Genomic DNA, 19,728 nt, shown 5'->3' on the forward strand with positions numbered 1-19,728 from the left:
GCGACGTAAAAGAACGCGTCGAGAAAGACGGGTCGGTATGGTTAGTCCGATCGCATCCGCCCAATGAATTGGCGGTGCTCTGTCCGATGGCTGGCCATCGAGTCCCGCGACCCTTAAGTGCGCCGACGCGCGGTGCGTCGGCGCACTTAAGGGTGTGGACCATGCAGCAACAGATTTCCGTCATCACCATCGGCGTCGCCGATCTCGCCCGTTCGCGACATTTCTATGTCGATGGGTTCGGCTGGGCACCCGTGTTCGAGAATGAAGAGATCATCTTCTACCAGATGAATGGCTTGATGCTCGGTACGTGGCTCCAACCGGCACTCGAGGCGGATATGAAGCGACCCGGTTTATGCCGGCCGGGAGCGTTCGCGATGGCGCATAACGTACCTCGGCAGCAAGATGTTCAGCCGTTGATCGATCGGTTGGGTCGGGCGGGTGGAATGATCCTGCGGCGCGGCGATGCGCCCGAACATGGCGGGTTTCGCGGCTATGTCGCGGACCCCGACGAGCATGCCTGGGAGATCGCATGGAACCCTGCCTGGTCGATCGACGAACGCGGCATGGTGACGTTCGGGTTATAGAGTTCGGCGGCCTATAGCGCGGCAGCGAGCCAGCCGGGTATGATGGCGTCGCCAAGCGCTTCGACCCGGCGGTGTTCGACCATCAGCCCGAACTCGGGATAGCAAATTCGTGTCCGCTCGCCGGGCTCGCCGAGCGGGGTGACGACCAGGCGACGGTTGACCTTCGACCGGTGGTGCATGCGCGCGGTATTCTCCTGACCGACATAACAACCCTTGGTGAAGCTGACGCCGTTCAGCTCACGCGCATTGCATTCGAGCCACAAGGTCTTGTCGCTGCCCAGTTCGGCCTGTCCCTCGGTCACGCCAAGCGACAGGCGATGCGCGTGCCAGCCGCTTGCTGGTGCGGCTGGCGGTGCGAGCCAGCGATGGCCGAGCTCGGCGAGGCGCGGGTCAGGCACGCCTGAACGGGTGTTGCGCGACCAATGGACCGCCAGGCTATCGTCGCGTGTGATCGTGATCGCCCGGCGCAGGCGATAGAGTGACAGCCGTCGGGCAAGCGCATCGGCCTGATCCGCTTCGCAGTCGATCAACAGGTCGTCGCCATCCGCCCAGAGCAGAAAATCGAACAGCGCCTTGCCCTGCGCGGTGAGCAGGCCCGACCAGGCCGGCAATGGCCCCATCGTGTCCGCGCTGACAAGCCCCTGCAGGAAACTGCGAACATCCTCGCCGGCGATACGGATCAGCGCACGGTCGTCCAGCATCGTCGGGGTGGTTTCGCTCATGATGAACAGGTAGGGGTGCGGTGATCCCAGTGAAAGGGGCCCAGCGACAGGGGCCCAGCGAAAGAGGCGGATAATGGCCAAGTTCGACCTGATGCTGACCAATGGCACCGTTCATTTGCCCGCCGGACCGGTACAGGCGAGCATAGGCGTGCGCGACGGCAAGATCGTCGAGCTCGGCGCGCCTGATCGACCGGATGGCGACGCGGGCGAGACGATCGATTGTACCGGCCTCGATATCCTGCCCGGGGTGATCGACACCCAGGTCCATTTCCGCGAACCCGGGCTGGTTCATAAGGAAGATCTGGAAAGCGGCAGCCGCGCGGCGGTGCTCGGCGGCGTCACCGCGGTGTTCGAGATGCCCAACACCAAACCCAATACCGACAGCGCCGAGGCGATCGAAGACAAGCTGACGCGCGCGCATCACCGCATGTGGTGCGATCACGCTTTCTACGTCGGCGCGACCAATCATAATGCGGCGAGCCTCGCCGAGCTGGAGCGCATGCCGGGTACGGCGGGCGTGAAGATCTTCATGGGCGCATCGACCGGCGATCTGCTGGTGGCGGAGGATTCTTCACTCGCCGAGGTGCTGGCATCGGGGCATCGCCGGGTCGCGATCCATGCCGAAGACGAAGCGCGGATGAATGCCCGCGTGAACGAGCGGGTGGCGGGCGATGCGTCGTCGCATCCCGTGTGGCGCGATGACGAAAGCGCCCTGCTTGCCACGCGGCGCATCCTGAACCTCGCGCGCGCGGCACGGCGACGTATCCATGTGTTGCATGTAACCACGCCGGCGGAACTGGAACTGCTCGGCCAGAACAAGGATATCGCGAGTTGCGAGGTGACGCCGCAGCATCTGACTCTGGCGGGCGAAGAAGCCTATCCCCGGCTCGGCACCTGGGCACAGATGAACCCGCCGATCCGCTCCGGCGTGCATCGCGACGGACTGTGGCACTGGCTCAACCAGGGCGTGCCCGACATTCTCGGTTCCGATCATGCGCCGCATACGCGTGAGGAAAAGGCCAAGCCCTATCCCGACAGCCCCAGCGGCATGCCCGGCGTCCAGACGATGCTGGCGTTGATGCTCGATCATGTCGCGCATGGCCGCACGACGTTACAGCGGGTGATCGATCTCACCAGCGCCGGACCGCAGCGTGTCTTCAATATCATTGGCAAGGGCCGGATCGCCGCCGGCTATGACGCGGATTTCTCGATCGTCGACCTGAAGGCGCGCTGGACGATCACCGACGATTGGCTTGCGTCACGATGCGGCTGGTCGCCCTTCACGGGCATGGAATTGACTGGCCGGCCGATCGGCACGATCGTGCGCGGCCGCCGGGCGATGTGGGACGGCGCGCTGGCCGCAGCGGCGATCGGCGAGCCGATCCGGTTCGAGGCGGTCGAGTTCGGATAGATGGGCGAGGCATTATGGGGGAGCAGGCTTTCACCGGCCGATCTTCCTGATCCAGCGCATTTCGCTACATTTTCGCCCTTCATCCGGGGCGTCTTCAGCCAGTGGCACGCGACTCCCTTTACGGTCGGAGAGCACCGGTTTGTGACCGCGGAGCAATGGATGATGTTCGCCAAGGCAATATTGTTCGACGACGTACAACGCGCGAAAGCGATAATGGCGACCGTCGATCCAGCACAGCAGAAACGGTACGGCCAATTGGTCGAAGGGTTTCGGCAGGATGTCTGGGACGAATGGAAAATTGCTATCGTCTACACCGGCAATCTCGAGAAATTCCGGCAGAACCTCGGTGCCGGGCGTCAACTCAAAGCTACTGCTTCCGCCATGCTTGTTGAAGCAAATGCCCGAGATTGGATTTGGGGCGCCGGATTGGGGATGGACGACCCAGCGGTGCGCAATCCCGCCGAGTGGCGCGGGGCGAATTTACTTGGGCGTATTCTCACCAAGGTTCGAGCCGACGTCGACGAAACCTGAGCGCCGCTCAGGGCACGCAAACCCCTCGCTACGCCTTCTCCGACCCGGCTTTATTTCTTCTCGGTGAAGCGCTTCACCTTGACCGGCAGGTCCTTGCCCTTGGTGCGCCGCGACGGGATTTGCACCGGGTTCTTCTTTTTCCACTCGGCCCAGGTCATCGGGCCTTCGGGTGTGTCGATGATAGTGTCGTCGATCGAATCGGTCATGGTCATACCCTTTCCGGATAAGCGCGCTGCCGGAACGGCCAGTCGATCACCCGGCCGGCGAACAGTGCCCACCAGATGATTACCGGCTGAAACGCAAGACGCGGGATATGGTACCATAAGCCGAGCGTCTTGCCGCCGATCTCGACGCTGTCGATCGCATGTTTGATATTGGCGGGGTACACGCACACCGCATAGGCGGCGAGCATCATGCCCGCGATCCAGCGCAGCTTCGCGGTCAGCAAGGCGAGCGCGCCGGCGATCTCGCATATCCCGGTGAGCAGGATCATCTCTTGCGGAAACGGAACCCAGTCCGGGGTGATCGCCAGGAACGCCTGGGGCGATCGCAGATGCGCGATGCCGGCGATCAGATATGCGGCGGCCAGCAGCCAGCGAAGAGCCGTTCGAGCGCGTTCAGCACCCTGCGACAGAGAAGGCCTGATGTCGGAGAAGACCGCTCTTACAGCGGGAACCACTTCGATTTGTGGCTGAATTTCATATAGCCGACATTGACGCCCTGGCGCCACCCGACGCCCAGACGGATCGGGATGACGACGATATTGCCGCGCCGCAGATAGGTCGCGGCAAGACCACCGACGAAGTAGAGCCGACCCTCGCCTGCGGGGAAGCGCTTGTAGAGATCTTCCGAGTCATGGAGATTGTAGACCAGCGCGAAGACCTTGTTGCCGTCGCCGCCCAGATCGAAGCCGATCGACGGTCCGGTCCAATAGACTTTTTGCTGCCCCTCGACCTTATGGAAGAGCTCGCCCTTGCCATAGCGCAGGCCGACGACGATCGCGCCGGATGCTTCGCTGCCGGCGATATAAGCGTTGGGTTCGCCCTGTTCCTTGAGCAGCTTTTCGAGCATCCCGGCGAGACCCGCGGAGCCCTTGCCGAAGGTGTGCTCGGCGGCGACCAGCAATTCTTCACGCTTGAAAGTAGTGGCAGTTGCAACCTCCGCTTCGGCGCTCGCCCGATTGGCGTCCTGTGCCGGATCCGCGGAGCGGGGCATGTCGGACTGCGGCATGTCGGATTGCTGCGCATTATACTGGGGCGCGCTGTTCTGGGGCGAACTATACTGCGCCTGAGGATTGGCCGAATTTGGATCGGCGGGCGGGGTATATTCCGGATAGGCTGGCGCCTGGTCGAGCGGGACCGGCGCGTCCTGCGGTTGCGCGGACGGGCGGGACAAATCGGAATCGATCGCCTGATTGGGATCAATCGTGCGGACCTGCGCGAATCCCGCAGGCCCGGTACCCAGCATCAGCGTCGCTGCAATGATCGTCGAAATAAACTTGCGCATGGTATCCACTCCCCCGACGCGCCCAATTACAAAGCCTAGCGCGTGTCCTGATTGACCCGCAATGAACGCAGCGGTGACATGAGTCGAATTCGCGCCCAATGGCGGAACTGCGACAATTTGATGCGCAACCATCTAACTTTCATCGCGCTGTTGATCGCCGGGCAGGCCCTCGCTATAGCCGCCGCTTGCCGCCGGGTCCGGAGACGTGGGTGAGTGGCTGAAACCAGCGGTTTGCTAAACCGCCGTACCGGGTTTACTGGTACCGAGGGTTCGAATCCCTCCGTCTCCGCCAAAACCTGTTGAAATCATTGGATTTTTTCTGGTTTTGTTTTGTCCGTCCCGGTCTCCGTCCGGGTTTCTGATACGGATTTCCGCGAACTGCGGCGACCAGCCGTGAACAGACTGCGACGGAACGAGCAGGGCTAGATCGGCGGGGCGGCTTCGCGGGTAGTCATCGGAGATCTTCGGATAAGGTTGGGTTGCGACATCCACCTTGAACGAGGACGCGCCAATGACCAACCACACGATGGACCTGCAGGCGCTTGTGGGAAAGAGCCCGGACCGATTCCCTGCGCGACATGATCGGCTTTGCCACGCAGCGGCTGATGGAGCTGGAAGTGGGCAGCCTGACCGGCGCTGCTTATGGTGAGAAGGACGTCGAGCGCCTCGCCCAGCGCAATGGCTACCGCGATCGCGACTGGGAGACCCGGGCGGGCACGGTTGAACTGCGCATCCCCAAGTTGCGCAAGGGCAGCTTACTTCCCCGGCTTTCCTCGAGCCCCGCCGGCTGGCCGAGAAGGCGCTGACCGCGGTCGTGCAGGAGGCCTATATCCATGGCATCTCGACCCGGTCGGCCGATGATCTGGTCAATGCGATGAGGATGAGCGGCATCTCCAAGAGCCAGGTGAGCCGGCTCCGCGAGGAGATCGAGTGCGCGTGAAGGCGTCCTCGATCGGTCGATCGAAGGCGACTGGCCGTATGTCTGGATCAACGCCACCTACCTCAGGGTGCGCCAGGCCGGCCGCATCGTCTCGGTCGCGGTGACCATCGCGGTCGGCGTCAACAGCGACGGCAGGCGGGAGGTGCTCGATGATTGGATCAGGATGATTCACACCCGATCCAACCCCTTAAATGCCGGGACTGAACATCTGGACTGGCAGTCCCACGCCACAAAGTGAAATCAGATCGCCAGCTTGAAGAGTTTGCGCGCATTGTCCTCAAAAAATGCCTTTTTCGCGGCGGGTTCGATCGTCATCGCGTCGAGCCGGGCGACTTCTTCCACGCTGTATTGGTATGGATAGTCCATCGCGTACATCACCCGGTCGACGCCCATCGTTTCCTGGAGGAAACGGATCGGAGGATCCCATGCCACGCCGCTATTAGTGTAATGGACATTGTCTCGCAGATAGTCGGAAATCGAGCGCTTGAGCGCCGGCATGCCTTCGTAGCGGCCCGATGCGGCACTGGCACGGTGCATGTAATCGAGCCGGTATAGCGTGAATGGCAGCGACTCTCCGACATGGCCGAGCACCAGTTGCAGCTTCGGGAAACGATCAAACACGCCGGCCACGATGATGCGCAATACGTGCAGCCCGGTTTCGACGCTGAATCCCCAAATCGCGCCGTCGAGACCGCGGCCGAGCATGGGCTTGATAAGTCCATCGCTCGGCGAGTTGGGATGAAGGTAGATGGGAACATCGAGCGCCTCGGCCGCCTCGAACACGGCCCAGAACTTCTGGTCGTCGAGATATTCGTGCTGGATGTGCGAGTTGACGATCACGCCCTTGAGACCCAGCTTCGTGACGCCGCGCTCGATCTCCTTCGCGGCTGCCACGGGGTCCTGCGGAGCGCAGGCGGCCAGGCCGTCAAACCGGTCGGGATTGCGCGCGATCGCATCGGCCAGCCAGTCGTTGGCATAGGTGGCGAAGGCGGTCCCGTCCGCCGTCGTCATGACCTGCACGCCTGGTGAAGTGAGCGCGAGCACGGCGAAGTCGATCCCCGCCTCATCCATATGAGACAGGCGCACGTCGCCGACATCGGTCAGGTGATCGCGGATGAATTGGCAACGGTCGCTGCTGGAATTGGCGTAGAAACCCCACATGCCGTTAAAGCCAATGTCGTCCACTGCATTGTCAGCAAGCAGACGACGATAGCGCTCCAACAATTCTGGCGGGCAAAAAGCTTCTTCGGTCGCGATCCGCTTATAGGCGCGTCCTTCGATCGCAGTATCTCCCAGCATGTCCGTCTCCCTTGTGTTGTCGTCAAGCGGCCTGAGCAACTGGCGGCCGCCGTCCATAAATGGCTATGATGGTCTAGATTCGTGCGACCAGTCCGGCCGCAACGACTCCCGCCATCGCGCATTCTTCGTCATTGTCCGACGTGTCACCGGTCACGCCAACTGCGCCCAGCACCGCGCCTGCGGCATCGGTGACGATCAAGCCGCCGGCCGCGGGGATTACGCCATGTTGTGACAACCCGCCGAGCGCCGCGACGAAGGCAGGACGCTCTGCCGCCATCGTGGCGATGATTCGCGAGGACGTGCCGAGTGCGAGTGCGCCGCCCGCCTTGCCACACGCGATCTGCGGTCGCATCGTCGATGCGCCGTCATCGCGCGCGAAAGTGACGAGATGCCCGCCGGGATCAAGCACGGCGACGCTCAGCGGATTGAGTTGCAACTCGGCACCCTTTGCGAGCGCTGCTGCGACGATTGCATTTGCCTGCTCCAGGGAGATGACGGTCATTTCCGATTCCTTATTCAAAGGCCGCGTCAGGCCATCACGACATTGAGGCCGCGGTCGGCGAGCGTTTGGCGAACCTCTTTCAGGCGCACCTGCAAGCGATCGAGGTTCATGCCGCCTTCAACCAGCAGCCGGCGCACCTCGCCGACGTCTACGGTGCGAGGGGATACGCCATCGCGTACCGCCACCGCCGCGGCGGTGCCCGCCGCCTCGCCCATTGCGATGCATTCGGGCATCAGCCGCACGCGCTGGTGCGCTTCGGCATCGAACGACACGGTCTTGCCGGCGACAAGCAGATTTTCCACCTCCGCGGGCAACAGGCAGCGATAGGGAATGCCGAGCAATGCAACCTCGATTGGCAGTTCGGCGAGATCATGGCCTTTGCCGCCCTCGCTGCCATCGGGCTTGTGGCGGACCCAGCCTTTCACATTGGGTCCCCGATGAACCTTGAGCGCAATTTCGTCGTCGAACACCGCGCCATCAAAGATGTCGTCGCGATTGAGCGTATAGTCGCCGACGATGCGGCGACTGTCGCGCACACCGATCTGCGGCGCCATGTCGATCAGGAAGGCATCTTCCATGCCCGGGATGCGTCGCAGAAACGGCAGAAAGTCGCGCGCGCGGCGGCGCCCCTCGATTTCTGCGCCGGACAGGTCGGCAGCGTCGGTCGGATCGCGACCGAGCACTTGCACCGCATAGACATAGCCGATTCCGTTGCGCAGGTTGGCGGATGTCGCGCCGAAGATCGAAATGTGATGGCCAAACGCACCGGGCAGGGCGCCCTCGCGCTTCCCTTCCTCGACCAGCGATTTCCAGCCTGTCAGGTGGACATACTGCGCCCCGTCCAGCGCATTGGCCGGCGTGCCCCATAGCTTGGAGAAGTCGTCAGGATTGGCGCGAGCATGGCCCTGCATCCGCTGCCAGTCGACACCACCCATGCGGCACAGCATCATCATCGGCTGCGGATCAGCCGGCGGATGCATTGCGACCCCGGCACGCGCCGCGACGTCCGCGTCGCCGCTGGCGTCGATCACCACATCGGCGAGGATAGCCTGCCGGCCGGACTTGTTCTCGACGATCACGCCGCGCACCGTGCGGCCGTCCATCACGACGTCGACGACCTGTGTGCCGAGCAGGATGCTGACGCCGGCCTCGACCAGCATGTCGAGCACCGCCAGCTTCATCATCTCTGGATCATAGGCGAGGTTGAAATATTCGGGCAAAAACTCGGACGGCCCGGCGTCGCAGGCCGCCAGCCGCTGCTGCAGTTCGCGCAGGATGCCGCTGATATTCTCGCAGCTGAGGAATTCGGTCACGAACGCCATCGGGCCGGTGCCACCGACCACCGTGTTTCGTTCGATCACCATCACTTCGGCGCCGTTGCGCGCAGCACGGATGGCCGCTGGGTAGCCGCCCGCTCCCGCGCCGACCACGAGCACCTCGACCCGGGCGACCACGGGCGTCTCGCGCGCTGCCTCCAAAAGCATTTCCGGCGTACTTGCACCGGACCGAATCTTGCCTGTATCCATATTACTATCATATAGTTTATTGCTCGGCGATCAACTGGCGTCGGCAGAAAAATCAGGAGGTGAGAAGATGTTGAGCAAGGTGGACAACGAGCTGCTAACGCGCGTCGGTCCCGGTACGCCGATGGGCGAGATGATGCGCGAATACTGGTTTCCGGTCGTACGGTCGGCTAAGCTGGAACCCGGCGGCGCACCGGAACGGGTGCGACTGCTTGGCGAGAACTTCGTCGCATTCCGATCACCGGACGGCAGCGTCGGCTTCATCGACGAAGCGTGTCCGCATCGCTGCGCCTCGATGGCGCTCGCGCGGAACGAGGATGGTGGGCTGCGCTGCATCTTCCACGGGTGGAAGGTCGATGCGACAGGACGGGTTGCGGACTGTCCGACAGAGCCGGAGGCGCGTCGGGACCTGTTCGCCAGCAAGGTGCCGACACGCCGATACCATGCGCGCGAAATGGCAGGAATGCTGTGGGTCCATATCGGCCGACATGAAACACCGCCACCGCTGCCCGACTTCGAATGGTCGGCGCTGCCCGACGACCATATTCAGCCGCAGCGCGGCATACTCCGCTGCAACTGGCTTCAGGCGCTGGAGGCGACGCTCGATTCAGCACATGTGGGTTTCCTCCATTCGCGCGACGGCGCGTTGCGCGGGTCGCAGGGGCAGCGGTCCGAATCCAGCTTCATGCGGACGTACAAGACACCCCGCTTTGAGTTCGAAGTGCGGCCCTATGGCTTTCGCGAAGCGGCGATCCGCGATCTGCCCGACGATGAATGCTATGCGCGCATCCGCGAGGTTGTGTTGCCCAACTACTCGCTGATCCCGCGCCTGCCTGGGCATATCGGCGTGACCGTCATCTCCGTGCCGATCGATGACGAGAACGTGATCCAATGGTATCTGCGCTTCGATCTCGACAGGCCGATCGATACGCAAGCCTATCTCGAATTCGGCACCGATTCGCTTGATCCTGACCATTTCAATTCCGACATGGGGGACGCGAGCAACATGTGGCATCAGGACCGGGCCGCGATGAAGGCCGGGCACTGGAGCGGCATTGTCGGACGGACCAATGCCTATGAGGATTTCGTCGTCCAGGAATCGATGGGACCGATCGTCGATCGCAGCCGCGAATTCCTGGGCGCCGCCGACGTTGTGATCGCGCTGGCACGGCGCCTGTTGTTGCAGGCGGTGAAGGCGCACCGCGACGACAGGACGGTGCCGTTCCTGGGCACCGAGTCCCGATTGACCGCGCTGCGCGCGCTGTCGGCAACTTATCCTCAAGGCGAGAGCTGGAAGTGCATTGATGCGTTCAATCCGCCCGAAATGGCCTGGGCGAGTAGCGGCTGAGCGCGATATTCCAAACTCAGTGAACATCGGCATACGGCTCGACCGGTTATATCTCGCGGCATCAGGCGCCTTCGCGACCATCCCGCTTCCCCGCTGCTGATCGATGCATCGGACCGGTGTTCTGGAAGCAGCGCGCTCCGGTGCCGTCGTTGTCGCAGCTTGACGGCCCGTCCCGATACATCGCCGGGGCGGGCCGGACCGCGGATCAGGCGGTCTCTATCCGACGATAGCCTTCGAGGCCGGGGCGGTAGGATTTCTCGTCAAGGAATTGCGCCATGCCCTTGGCGCGCCCGCGCTCCGGATCGGCCGCGGCGGATGACGCGGCCATCGCGCCGAGCATCGCTTCGGACGTGTCCCAGTCCAGGCTCTCGACGAACTTGAATGCCGACTTGGCATGGCGCAGCACGGTCGGGTTCTTGCCCAGCAGCGTGCGCGCCAGCGTCTCGGTGGCGGCCCGCAGTTCGGCGAGCGGAACCGATCGGTTGACCAGGCCCATCTCCGCCGCCTTGCGCCCGTCGAACGGCTCGCCCGTCATGATGTACCAGAGTGAATCGCGGTGATTCATTACCTGCGCCACGGCACGCGTGACATTGCCGGCCGGGATGATGCCCCAGTTGATTTCCGACAAACCGAAAGTGGCTTCGTCAGCGGCGATCGCCAGGTCGCACGCGACTAGCGGCGTGAACGCACCGCCGAAGCACCAGCCGTTGACCATAGCGATGGTCGGTTTGGGATAATGCATCAGCCGGCGCCACATCCAGTCGGTCGCGGCGCGACGATAGCGCGCCTGAACGACGGGCGACAAATTCTGCGTTTCGCGGAAATATTCCTTCAGATCCATACCGGCAGAAAAGGCTTCGCCCTCGCCTGACAGCACCATGACGCCGATGTCGTCGCGCAGCTCAATCATATCGAGCACCTGCATCATCTCACGATTGACGGTCGGGCTCATCGCGTTGCGCTTGGCCGGCCGGTTCAGCAAGACCCAGGCGATACCGTCTTCGACATCGACCTTCACGGTCTCAAAGGAGAAATCATCGGCCATCAGCTAGGCTCCCTTTCTTTCGAGGATCGCGGCCGAGCGGGCAAGGAAATCGAGGATGACGTCCTGTTCCTTGGGGCTCAGCCCGGCAAGCATTTCGGTTTCGATCTGTCGCGCCTGCGCGCTGATTTCCGCCAGGCCGGTATGACCGAGCGACGTCATGGAGAGCATAGCGATGCGACGGTTCTCGTCGCTTTCGCGGCGGGTCACCAACCCTTTGACGAGCAATGACGCAACCTGTTGCGTCACCGCTTGCGGCGTCACCTTCTGCGCACGCGCCAGATCCGCCGCCGAGCAGGGTTCGAGCCGGCGCAGGAACGACAACATCGTATAGTCGCTCGTCGTTATGCCGTGCGCGCGAGTCATGTCATCAAGCACGACCTTCGCGGCGGCATATGAGCGTTTGATAAGATAGAGGAGGCGCGGGCGCGACGGTGACGAATTTTTTGCCGGCGCTTCATCAGTCGGGGACACTATTTGACCCATAATCAAACCCTATGAAAACCTTATTTATATAAAGCTACTTGATATAGGCAGCGCACAATGTCAATCCGCCGCTGCGGCCGAATCCGGCGCGGATCAGGAAATCGCGCGGGCGGCGCCCCAAACCTCTTCAGCAACCTTGACGACAAGTGAAAGCTTTGCCTTCTCATCCTCGATGCCCATGGTGTTGCCACCGATCCCGCTGGAAAAGCCGCATTGGGGAGATAGCGCCAGCTGCTCGATATCGACGAATTTCGCCGCTTCCTCGATGCGGCGCTTGAGTTCATCCGCGCTTTCCATCTGGCCATGCTTCGTCGTGACAAGGCCAAGCACAACGCGCTTGCCCTTGGGCACGAAGCGCAACGGCTCGAATCCGCCGGCGCGCTCCGAATCATATTCCAGAAAATAGCCGTCGATGTTCAGTTCGTTGAACATCACGTCGGCGACGGGCTCGTAACCGCCCTCCGCTACCCAGCGACCGGCGAAGTTACCGCGGCAGACATGCATGCATACTGCCATATCATCGGGGCGCCCGGCGATTGCCGCGTTGATCAGGCGGGCATAGATGTGTGGCAGTTCTTCCGGATCCTCGCCGATGCTGGTCTGCACCTGCGCCCGCAACGCCGGATCGCACAGATAGGCGAAATTGGTTTCGTCGATCTGAAGGTAACGACAGCCTGCATCGGCCAGGTCGCCGATCTCCTGTGCATAGACCGATGCCAGGTCGGCGTAGAATTCGTCCATCGTCGGGTAGGCCACAGTGTCGATCGCCTCGCGACCACCGCGGAAGTGCATGATCGAGGGCGACGGAATGGTGATTTTCGGCGTTTCGCGAGTGACCGATTTCAGGAATTTGAAATCATCGACGAAGATCTGGTTTGGCCGGCCGAGCTTACCAGTGACGCGCACAGTGTGCGGCTTGTTCTCGATCGTACCCTCGGCGTTGCGAAACGTGCTTTTGTGCGCCGACTGGTGCGGCTCGACATTCTCGAAGCGCAGCAGGAAATCGGTGTGCCAGCTTCCGCGATTATATTCGCCATCGGTGACCGAACATAGTCCGATCGCCTCCTGTAGCGCGACGACCTCACGGATCGCCTCCTCTTGCACGGACTTGAGCTCGTCCGCACCGATCTCGCCCGCCGCACACTGCTGCCGCGCTTCGATCAGATAATCGGGACGGATCAGGCTGCCGACATGGTCCGCACGAAAGGGCGCTGGCTTCAAGTCATCTCTCCTTGATTGATTCTTGGAACGATTTTTGTAGCTTACGACAACTATTTTCAAGCAAAAAGGATATCGAGCACGGCGATCGTCGCGATCGCGCGATGTCGACCGGCACCGGGACCAAAAGGGCGCCGCCAGCGAGGAGAGCAGCATGACCATCACCGCGACAATCGCATCATCGGACGCCACCCCAACCGAAGCGACTGCTGGTGAAATATTCCTCCGCCGTCTTGCCGCGAACGGCGTCGATTATCTCTTTGCGAATGGCGGCACCGATTTCGCACCGGTGATCGAAGGATTTGCGCGCGCCCAGATCGCGCGCTTCGCCGTGCCGACGCCGGTGCTCGTCCCTCATGAGACCGCTGCGCTCGGCATGGCGCATGGCTATTACCTCGCCACCGGCCGGATGCAGGCGGTGATGGTGCACACCAATGTCGGGCTGGCGAACTGCGTGATGGGTGTGCTGAACGCTGCGTCGGATCAGGTTCCCATCATCGTCGCCAGCGGCATTACGCCGGCTACCGAAGCTGGTACCTTCGGGCATCGCAACTCGCCGATCAATTGGGGTCAGAACATGCGCGACCAGACGGCGATGATTCGCGAGCCGGTGAAATGGGATGCGACGCTGACGCATCCGGAACAGATGGCCGACCTGGTCGATCGCGCCGCGGCGGTCGCAACGTCCGCGCCGCGCGGTCCGGTCTATCTCGGATTGCCGCGCGAAACGCTTTGCGGCGTCACCGCATATCAGGATTCGCCGCCGCGCAACGCACCAGCGCGACCCGCACCTCACCCTGATGCGCTGGCGCGAGCTGCGAAGCTGCTCGACGGAGCCGACCGGCCGTTGATCCTCGCCGTCCGGGCCGGCGCGCACCATGGCGCGTTCGACCGGCTGACCGCATTCGCCGAGCGCCATGCCGTTGCGGTGGTCGAGTTCTGGCCGTCACAATTGTCGATCGCCGGGGTGTCGCCGATGCATGCCGGGTTCGATCCGGCCGAGGATCTGGCCGCTGCCGACGTGGTGCTGGTGCTGGATGCGATCGTGCCATGGCTGCCACATCGTCACGCGCTGGCGGAAGATGCGGTGGTGATCCAAACGGGACCTGACCCGCTCCAGTTGGAGGTGCCGTTGCGAGGTTTCGCGTGCGACGTCGCGCTGACCGGATCGACCGCCGACATAGTCGCCGCCCTGGATGGTGCGATGCCGTCGCGTGACCGGACAGCGCGCTTCGACCAGCTTGCAAAGCGTCATCGTCAGCGTCGGGCGACGCTCGACGCGCAGGCCGCCGATCCGGGCCAACCACTCTCGTCGGCCTATGTCTCCCGCATGCTTGCTCAGCTCGTCGGCGCGGAGGGCTGCATCGTGAGCGAGTTGGGCACGAAGCCGGAATATATGCCCGAACTGCGCGCCGACCAGTTTTTCCAGAACCCCATCTCCGGTGGGCTGGGCTGGGGGCTGCCCGCCGCGCTGGGCGTGCAGCTGGCCGACCGGGAACGGCTGGTCCTCGCGACGCTGGGCGATGGCAGCTACATGTTCGCCAATCCGGTCGCTTGCCACCAGATCGCCGAGGCGCATGGCCTGCCGATCCTGACGGTGGTGTTCAACAATGGCATCTGGGGCGCGGTGCGCGGATCGACGCTTGGGCTCTATCCGCAAGGCCACGCTGCGCGCGCCAATGTGATGCCGCTCACCTCGCTCGAGCCTTTACCCGATTTCTGCAAGATCGCCGAGGCGTCGCGCGGTTGGGCAGCGCGTGTCGAGACCGCCGAACAGCTGGACCGCGCGCTCGCGGAGGCCGTCCGGGTCATTCGAGAGGAACGGCGCCAAGCGCTGGTCGAGGTCAGGGTCGCGCGGCGCTGAAGGCCATTGAGCCGGCCGGTTCAGTTCGCGGGCCGGCTGACCACCTGCAGTTCCTGATAGGAACGGATGCCGAGCACGCCGTGCTCGCGCCCATAGCCGGATTCCTTCATCCCGCCGAACGGTACGTCCGATTCGTTCAGGCCGTGGCGGTTGATCCAAACCGTACCTGCCATCAGCCGGTCGGCCACCGCCTTGGCGCGTGCCTCGTCCCGGCTCCACACCGACGCGCCCAGACCAAAGCGTGAATCGTTCGCCCGTGTCACGGCGTCGTCGACGGATGCGAAGGACAGCACCGGCAGGACGGGCCCGAACTGTTCCTCGCAGACCAACGGCGCGTCGTCCGCCAGACCGGCGATCAGTGTCGGTTGGATGAAGTAGCCGTCGCCCTCGGGCACTTGCCCGCCGAGCAATACCTGCGCGCCGGGCCGCGCAACCGCGTCGGTCAAATAGGCCCTGACCTTGTCGTACTGCACACGGTTCTGAATCGGACCCATGTCCATGCCCGGCTGGCTGCCGGGTCCGACCTTAAGTTTGCCGACCGCAATCACCAGCTTGTCCAACAATGCGTCATGAACCGCATCGGCCACGTAAACCCGCTTGATCGCCATGCAGATCTGGCCGCAATTGTAGAAACCACTACGCGCGATCCCTGCTGCGGCGGCATCCAGGTCGGCATCGTCAAGCACCAGCGTGGCGTCGTTGCCGCCGAGTTCGAGCGTGATGCGCTTCAATGTGGCGGCTGCGCTCGCCATCACTTTCTTGCCCGTTGCCACTGATCCGGTGAAAGTGATCTTGTCGATGCCGGGATGGGCGGTCATCCACGCGCCGAGATCGTTTCCACCGGCAACGACATTGAGGACCCCGGCAGGAAGGAGGTTGGCGGCGAGGCGGCCAATCGCCAGCGTCGTCAGCGGCGTGTAGGGTGACGGCTTAAGGACAAGCGTATTCCCGGTATAGAGCGCCTGGGCGACCTTGTGCATCGCCAACGCGACGGGGAAATTCCATGGAGCGATCGCGCCGACTACACCCAAGGGATGGTAGCGCAGTTCGACCCGTCCCTTTTCATCGTCACGCAACACTTCATCCGACAATCCCAGCGCGGCGAGTTGCTTGATGTGATGACCGGAGAGCGACAGTTCCATTCGCGCCTGCTCGATCGGCTTGCCGTGTTCGCGCGTCAGCAGCGGAGCCAATTCATCGGCTGCTGCGGTGATCGCGTCCGCCAGCACATGGAGGTATTCACGCCGCCGCGCGAAACCCAATGCCGCCCAAGCGGGAAATGCACGCCGCGCGGCGGCGACTGCAGCGTCGAGTTGTTCGGCATCGGCGTCCGGACAGGTCGAGAAAGGCTGACCGGTGGCGGGGTCGATGACCTCGAAACTGCGCGTGCTTGCCACGATCCGCCCGTCAATGAGGTGGCCGTCGATCACGTCTTCCGGGTTCGGCCGGTCCTGCACCAAAATGTCGCTCATGCCACGCTCTCCCCGAAATCCTCGGCGGAAAGAATATATGAAATTTGTTGTCTGAGTCTACAACCAAGCTCTCCGGCAGAAGTCGCTCGTCATTCGGGCCGTTAATCCGAGGCGAGGTAACGACCCAGCATATCGTGAAGCTGTCGGGCGAAATGCCTGTCGAGATCAAAGGTTTGACCGAAGGTTTCCTCTCCCGATTCGGGCGGCGGCGGAGCCCCAACACGCGCTGCGGCCGCAATATCCTCCCATTCGATCGATCCAGCCGCTCTGTCGAGCTGTTGCTCGAAGGTCGCCAGGAAAGCGAGAAAGTCGCCCACCTGGGCTTGAGTGAAGGGAAGTTGCAGCAAGTTGTTGAGGGCCAGCGCTAGTTCATAGGTTTGACCATGAATGACATTGCCGTGAGCTGTCAGTTGCAACAGCACGGAGCGGCTGTCCGACGGATTGACCAGCTTCTCCACAATCTTGCGGTCCACAAGAGCGGAAACCACACGGCTGGCGTAGCTTTTTTCCAGATTGGCGGCGGCGGCCACGCGCTTGAACGACACCGATCCATAGCCCGCGGTAATGCCGATCACACGACATTCGGGCAACGAAAGGTCGAGATGCTTTCGGTAAAATTGCTCAGAAATGCGTTCCGATATCCGCGCAACACGGTGCAGGCGAAAGGTCAGCAGGTTTCGAAAGCTCGGCTGCTCAGCCGTCCGCTCGCCGCTCGTTTTAGGCACACGCGTTTTCCCGCTCCGACATCAAAGCACCATAGCGCAGACTGCGCCGCGCACAAGCAAACCGCAGCGGATATCGATGCTCGCATCAACCTCCCTTGACGATAATCGTTGTCTATGACAATCAAATTCCTAATGATCGGACCGTAAGGGTCGGTTTCCTTGACTCCGGAGAGGCGAACCAGGGATGCTTTCGCAGGAACAGAATGATCGGCTGACACGCGTCGGGCCCGGCACACCGATGGGCGAGCTGCTGCGCCGCTACTGGCATCCGATCGCGGGCGTCAGCGAATTCGACGACAAGGCGACCAAGACCGTGCGCCTGATGGGTGAGAACCTGGTTCTGTATAAGGACCTGTCAGGCAATTTCGGGCTGGTGGATCGCCATTGTCCGCATCGTCGCGCCGACATGGCGTACGGCATGGTCGAGGATTGCGGGCTGCGGTGCAGCTACCATGGCTGGATGTTCGACAAGGATGGGCGGTGCGTCGACCAGCCCTATGAGGAGACCGCCAATCCGAGCGGTCGCTACAAGGACCGTGTGACGATCAAGGCCTATCCGGTGCGCGCGCTCGCCGGGTTGCTCTGGGCCTATCTCGGTCCCGCCCCGGCACCCGAATTGCCCGACTGGGAGCCGTTTTCGTGGAAAAACGGCTTCTGCCAGATCGTGATTTCCGAGCTGCCGTGCAACTGGCTGCAGGGCCAGGAAAATTCGATCGACCCGATCCATTTCGAATGGATGCATGCCAATTGGAGCATGCGCCTGCGCGGGGAGACCGGGCCTTATGGTCCGAAACACCTGAAGATCGACTTCCGCGAATACGACTATGGCTTTACCTACAACCGAATTCGCGAGGACACCGACGAAACTCACCCGCTATGGACGATCGGCCGCGCATGCCTGTGGCCAAACGGCATGTTCACCGGTGACCATTTCGAGTTCCGCGTGCCGGTCGATGACGAGAATATGCTGAGCGTCGGCTGGTTCTTCACGCGGGTGCCCAGGGATGCCGAACCATATGTGCAGGAGAGCATTCCCGTGTGGTACGGCCCGACCAAGGACGAGCGCGGCGAATGGATCATCAGCCATGTGATGAACCAGGATTTCGTCGCCTGGATCGGCCAGGGCGCAATCTCGGACCGCACCGAGGAGCATCTGGGACTGAGCGACAAGGGCGTCGGCATGATGCGTCGGCAGTTTCTGCGCGACATGGAAAAGGTCCAGCTCGGCGAAGATCCCAAGGCGATCATCCGCAATCCTGCGATCAACAAGGCCATCCCGCTGCCGACGATCGACCGCGACGCCGTGACCGAAGGAATGACCGCCGAGGAGATCAAGGCCGGTGGCGCGCTGCACCTGAAGCGTTTCATCTTCCAATATGGCCAACCCGAACATGTCCGGCAATTGCAGGAACAGGCGACGGGGATCGCGCAGGACACAAAGGGTTATGTCGACACCTGAGCAATCGGGCGGCGTCGGGAGCAACGGGCCGGCCGAAGCGATCGGCCGGCCTTTTGCGATAAGATTTGTCAGACTATCGGCTGGCGTGCGCTACACGTCCAGGTTGAACACCTTGCGCGCATTGTCTTCGAAGATCAGTTTCTTGTCGGCGTCGGTCAGGAAGTCGAACTTTTGGATGTAAGGCGCGATGTGGTCCATCTGCCGGCCCGTCTGGGGGTCGACGGTCGAGCCGACGCCCGGGCATTCGGACCCGAACAGGCAGCGTTCCGGCCCTACTGTCTCGATCAGCAGACGCAACGCGCCTTCGGTATAGAGCACGGTATCGAAATAGAGCTTCGCCATCCGTTCGGAAAACAGGTGCTTGGTGCGCCGCGACTGCGATTCGAAGCGACCGAACTGATACGGGATCGCGCCGCCGCCGTGACTCACCACCACCTTCAGGTCGGGGAAATCATCGAACACCTGCGAGGTGCACAAATTGTAGGTGGCGATCGTCTCTTCGTTGATGAAGTGCAGCGAATAGGGAGTCCGCTCGGACTGCGATCCTGTCGCGTGGATGTGGGCAGGAAGATCCAGGTCGCACAGCTTCTCATAAAGCGGATACCAGTAGCGATCGCCGAGCGACGGTGCTTCCTCCGCGCCATTCTCGTATGGATCGGGGTTGAGCAGGAAGCCCTTGAACCCCATCGAGACGCAGCGATCCATCTCCGGGAAGACCGCCTCGATCGCTTCGCCCGCGGCCTGCGGCAATCCGGCGACCGGAATGAAGAGATCGGGCAGCAGCGTGCACTGGCGATGGATCAGCGTGTTCACTTCCTCGCAGAACCAATGAACCACCCGGGCGGGTTTTGCCGAATTCATCATCTGAAACGGGCGTGGCGAGATCAGCTGCATGTCGGTGCCATGATTGTGCAGCAGTTCGATATGCCCGTCGGGCCAGGTTTCCTTGTGGTGAGCCGCGGCGACAATCTGTTCGTCAGTGACCTTCACGCTGCCCCGGCCGTGCGATCCGCGATGAGCGAGCAGGGTGGCCTTGTAAGCCCATAGTTCCACCGGCGCGCTCACATGGCCATGGCAATCGATAATCATGCGCAAG

Annotated in this window: 20 protein-coding genes, 1 tRNA gene and 1 pseudogene; 9 read left to right on the forward strand and 13 right to left on the reverse strand. The window is 62.4% G+C overall.

Going from position 1 to position 19,728, the window contains the following annotated elements; genetic code table 11:
• Window positions 1-161: 161 nt before the first annotated feature.
• Window positions 162-584, forward strand: coding sequence for a VOC family protein (locus G4G27_RS23015; protein WP_183110788.1), 423 nt, complete (start codon window positions 162-164; stop codon window positions 582-584).
• A gap of 11 nt (window positions 585-595) precedes the next feature.
• On the opposite strand, the gene G4G27_RS23020 is transcribed toward G4G27_RS23015, so the two are convergent.
• Entirely contained in the window at window positions 596-1,306 is a 711-nt protein-coding gene (locus G4G27_RS23020) for a folate-binding protein (RefSeq protein WP_183110789.1), read from the reverse strand.
• Between the two features lie 73 nt (window positions 1,307-1,379).
• Between G4G27_RS23020 and G4G27_RS23025 the strand changes: the two genes are divergently transcribed.
• Together G4G27_RS23025 and G4G27_RS23030 are read left to right on the forward strand one after the other, a co-directional pair.
• Complete coding sequence (locus G4G27_RS23025; RefSeq protein ID WP_183110790.1) at window positions 1,380-2,717, forward strand: dihydroorotase; 1,338 nt, start codon at window positions 1,380-1,382, stop codon at window positions 2,715-2,717.
• Complete coding sequence (locus G4G27_RS23030; protein WP_183110791.1) at window positions 2,718-3,248, forward strand: NADAR family protein; 531 nt, start codon at window positions 2,718-2,720, stop codon at window positions 3,246-3,248.
• Window positions 3,249-3,298: 50 nt separating this feature from the next.
• On the opposite strand, the gene G4G27_RS23035 is transcribed toward G4G27_RS23030, so the two are convergent.
• From G4G27_RS23035 to G4G27_RS23045, 3 genes are read right to left on the reverse strand one after another with little or no spacing between them, the layout of a single operon-like run.
• Complete coding sequence (locus G4G27_RS23035; RefSeq protein ID WP_183110792.1) at window positions 3,299-3,454, reverse strand: hypothetical protein; 156 nt, start codon at window positions 3,452-3,454, stop codon at window positions 3,299-3,301.
• A 2-nt stretch (window positions 3,455-3,456) separates the two neighbouring features.
• Window positions 3,457-3,882, reverse strand: a complete 426-nt coding sequence (locus G4G27_RS23040; protein ID WP_183113979.1) for a DoxX family protein — start codon at window positions 3,880-3,882, stop codon at window positions 3,457-3,459.
• Between the two features lie 29 nt (window positions 3,883-3,911).
• Window positions 3,912-4,754, reverse strand: a complete 843-nt coding sequence (locus G4G27_RS23045) for a DUF1134 domain-containing protein (RefSeq protein ID WP_183110793.1) — start codon at window positions 4,752-4,754, stop codon at window positions 3,912-3,914.
• A gap of 199 nt (window positions 4,755-4,953) precedes the next feature.
• Here G4G27_RS23045 and G4G27_RS23050 point away from each other — a divergent pair.
• From G4G27_RS23050 to G4G27_RS24380, 3 genes and pseudogenes are all read left to right on the forward strand, one after another.
• Window positions 4,954-5,046: transfer RNA gene (locus tag G4G27_RS23050), tRNA-Ser, on the forward strand.
• 313 nt (window positions 5,047-5,359) lie between these two features.
• Window positions 5,360-5,694 (forward strand): annotated as a pseudogene (locus G4G27_RS24375) (transposase).
• A 67-nt stretch (window positions 5,695-5,761) separates the two neighbouring features.
• Window positions 5,762-5,932, forward strand: coding sequence for a transposase (locus tag G4G27_RS24380; protein WP_267134677.1), 171 nt, complete (start codon window positions 5,762-5,764; stop codon window positions 5,930-5,932).
• A 2-nt stretch (window positions 5,933-5,934) separates the two neighbouring features.
• Here G4G27_RS24380 and G4G27_RS23060 read toward each other — a convergent pair whose 3' ends face one another.
• Genes G4G27_RS23060 through G4G27_RS23070 form a run of 3 tightly spaced genes read right to left on the reverse strand, consistent with a single transcriptional unit; the run spans window position 5,935 to window position 9,021 of the window.
• Window positions 5,935-7,050, reverse strand: coding sequence for an amidohydrolase family protein (locus G4G27_RS23060; protein ID WP_244624474.1), 1,116 nt, complete (start codon window positions 7,048-7,050; stop codon window positions 5,935-5,937).
• A gap of 16 nt (window positions 7,051-7,066) precedes the next feature.
• Window positions 7,067-7,495 (reverse strand): heme-binding protein, encoded by a 429-nt coding sequence (locus tag G4G27_RS23065; protein WP_183110794.1) that lies wholly within the window; start codon window positions 7,493-7,495, stop codon window positions 7,067-7,069.
• Between the two features lie 26 nt (window positions 7,496-7,521).
• Complete coding sequence (locus G4G27_RS23070; RefSeq protein ID WP_183110795.1) at window positions 7,522-9,021, reverse strand: FAD-dependent oxidoreductase; 1,500 nt, start codon at window positions 9,019-9,021, stop codon at window positions 7,522-7,524.
• A gap of 67 nt (window positions 9,022-9,088) precedes the next feature.
• Between G4G27_RS23070 and G4G27_RS23075 the strand changes: the two genes are divergently transcribed.
• A complete protein-coding gene (locus tag G4G27_RS23075; protein ID WP_183110796.1) occupies window positions 9,089-10,366 on the forward strand; it encodes a Rieske 2Fe-2S domain-containing protein in 1,278 nt (425 codons plus the stop codon).
• Window positions 10,367-10,571: 205 nt separating this feature from the next.
• Here G4G27_RS23075 and G4G27_RS23080 read toward each other — a convergent pair whose 3' ends face one another.
• From G4G27_RS23080 to G4G27_RS23090, 3 genes are all read right to left on the reverse strand, one after another.
• Entirely contained in the window at window positions 10,572-11,411 is an 840-nt protein-coding gene (locus G4G27_RS23080; protein WP_183110797.1) for a p-hydroxycinnamoyl CoA hydratase/lyase, read from the reverse strand.
• Window positions 11,412-11,414: 3 nt separating this feature from the next.
• Window positions 11,415-11,774, reverse strand: a complete 360-nt coding sequence (locus G4G27_RS23085; RefSeq protein ID WP_183110798.1) for a MarR family transcriptional regulator — start codon at window positions 11,772-11,774, stop codon at window positions 11,415-11,417.
• A gap of 213 nt (window positions 11,775-11,987) precedes the next feature.
• Entirely contained in the window at window positions 11,988-13,115 is a 1,128-nt protein-coding gene (locus G4G27_RS23090; protein ID WP_202049626.1) for a 5-methyltetrahydropteroyltriglutamate--homocysteine S-methyltransferase, read from the reverse strand.
• A 151-nt stretch (window positions 13,116-13,266) separates the two neighbouring features.
• Between G4G27_RS23090 and G4G27_RS23095 the strand changes: the two genes are divergently transcribed.
• On the forward strand, window positions 13,267-14,976 hold the full coding sequence (locus G4G27_RS23095) for a thiamine pyrophosphate-requiring protein (protein WP_183110799.1): 1,710 nt from the start codon (window positions 13,267-13,269) through the stop codon (window positions 14,974-14,976).
• 20 nt (window positions 14,977-14,996) lie between these two features.
• On the opposite strand, the gene G4G27_RS23100 is transcribed toward G4G27_RS23095, so the two are convergent.
• The gene (locus tag G4G27_RS23100; RefSeq protein WP_183110800.1) at window positions 14,997-16,448 is read right to left on the reverse strand and encodes an aldehyde dehydrogenase family protein; all 1,452 of its coding nucleotides are present in this window, start codon (window positions 16,446-16,448) and stop codon (window positions 14,997-14,999) included.
• Between the two features lie 101 nt (window positions 16,449-16,549).
• Window positions 16,550-17,173, reverse strand: coding sequence for a MarR family winged helix-turn-helix transcriptional regulator (locus G4G27_RS23105; protein WP_183110801.1), 624 nt, complete (start codon window positions 17,171-17,173; stop codon window positions 16,550-16,552).
• 184 nt (window positions 17,174-17,357) lie between these two features.
• On the opposite strand from G4G27_RS23105, the gene G4G27_RS23110 reads away from it, so the two are divergent.
• Entirely contained in the window at window positions 17,358-18,632 is a 1,275-nt protein-coding gene (locus G4G27_RS23110) for an aromatic ring-hydroxylating dioxygenase subunit alpha (RefSeq protein ID WP_183110802.1), read from the forward strand.
• Between the two features lie 90 nt (window positions 18,633-18,722).
• Here the strand turns inward: G4G27_RS23110 and G4G27_RS23115 are convergent, their stop codons facing one another.
• The gene (locus G4G27_RS23115) at window positions 18,723-19,721 is read right to left on the reverse strand and encodes an amidohydrolase family protein (protein WP_183110803.1); all 999 of its coding nucleotides are present in this window, start codon (window positions 19,719-19,721) and stop codon (window positions 18,723-18,725) included.
• Window positions 19,722-19,728: the final 7 nt, after the last annotated feature.

The sequence above is a fragment of the Sphingomonas sp. So64.6b genome (genome assembly GCF_014171475.1).
GTDB lineage: Bacteria > Pseudomonadota > Alphaproteobacteria > Sphingomonadales > Sphingomonadaceae > Sphingomonas > Sphingomonas alpina_A.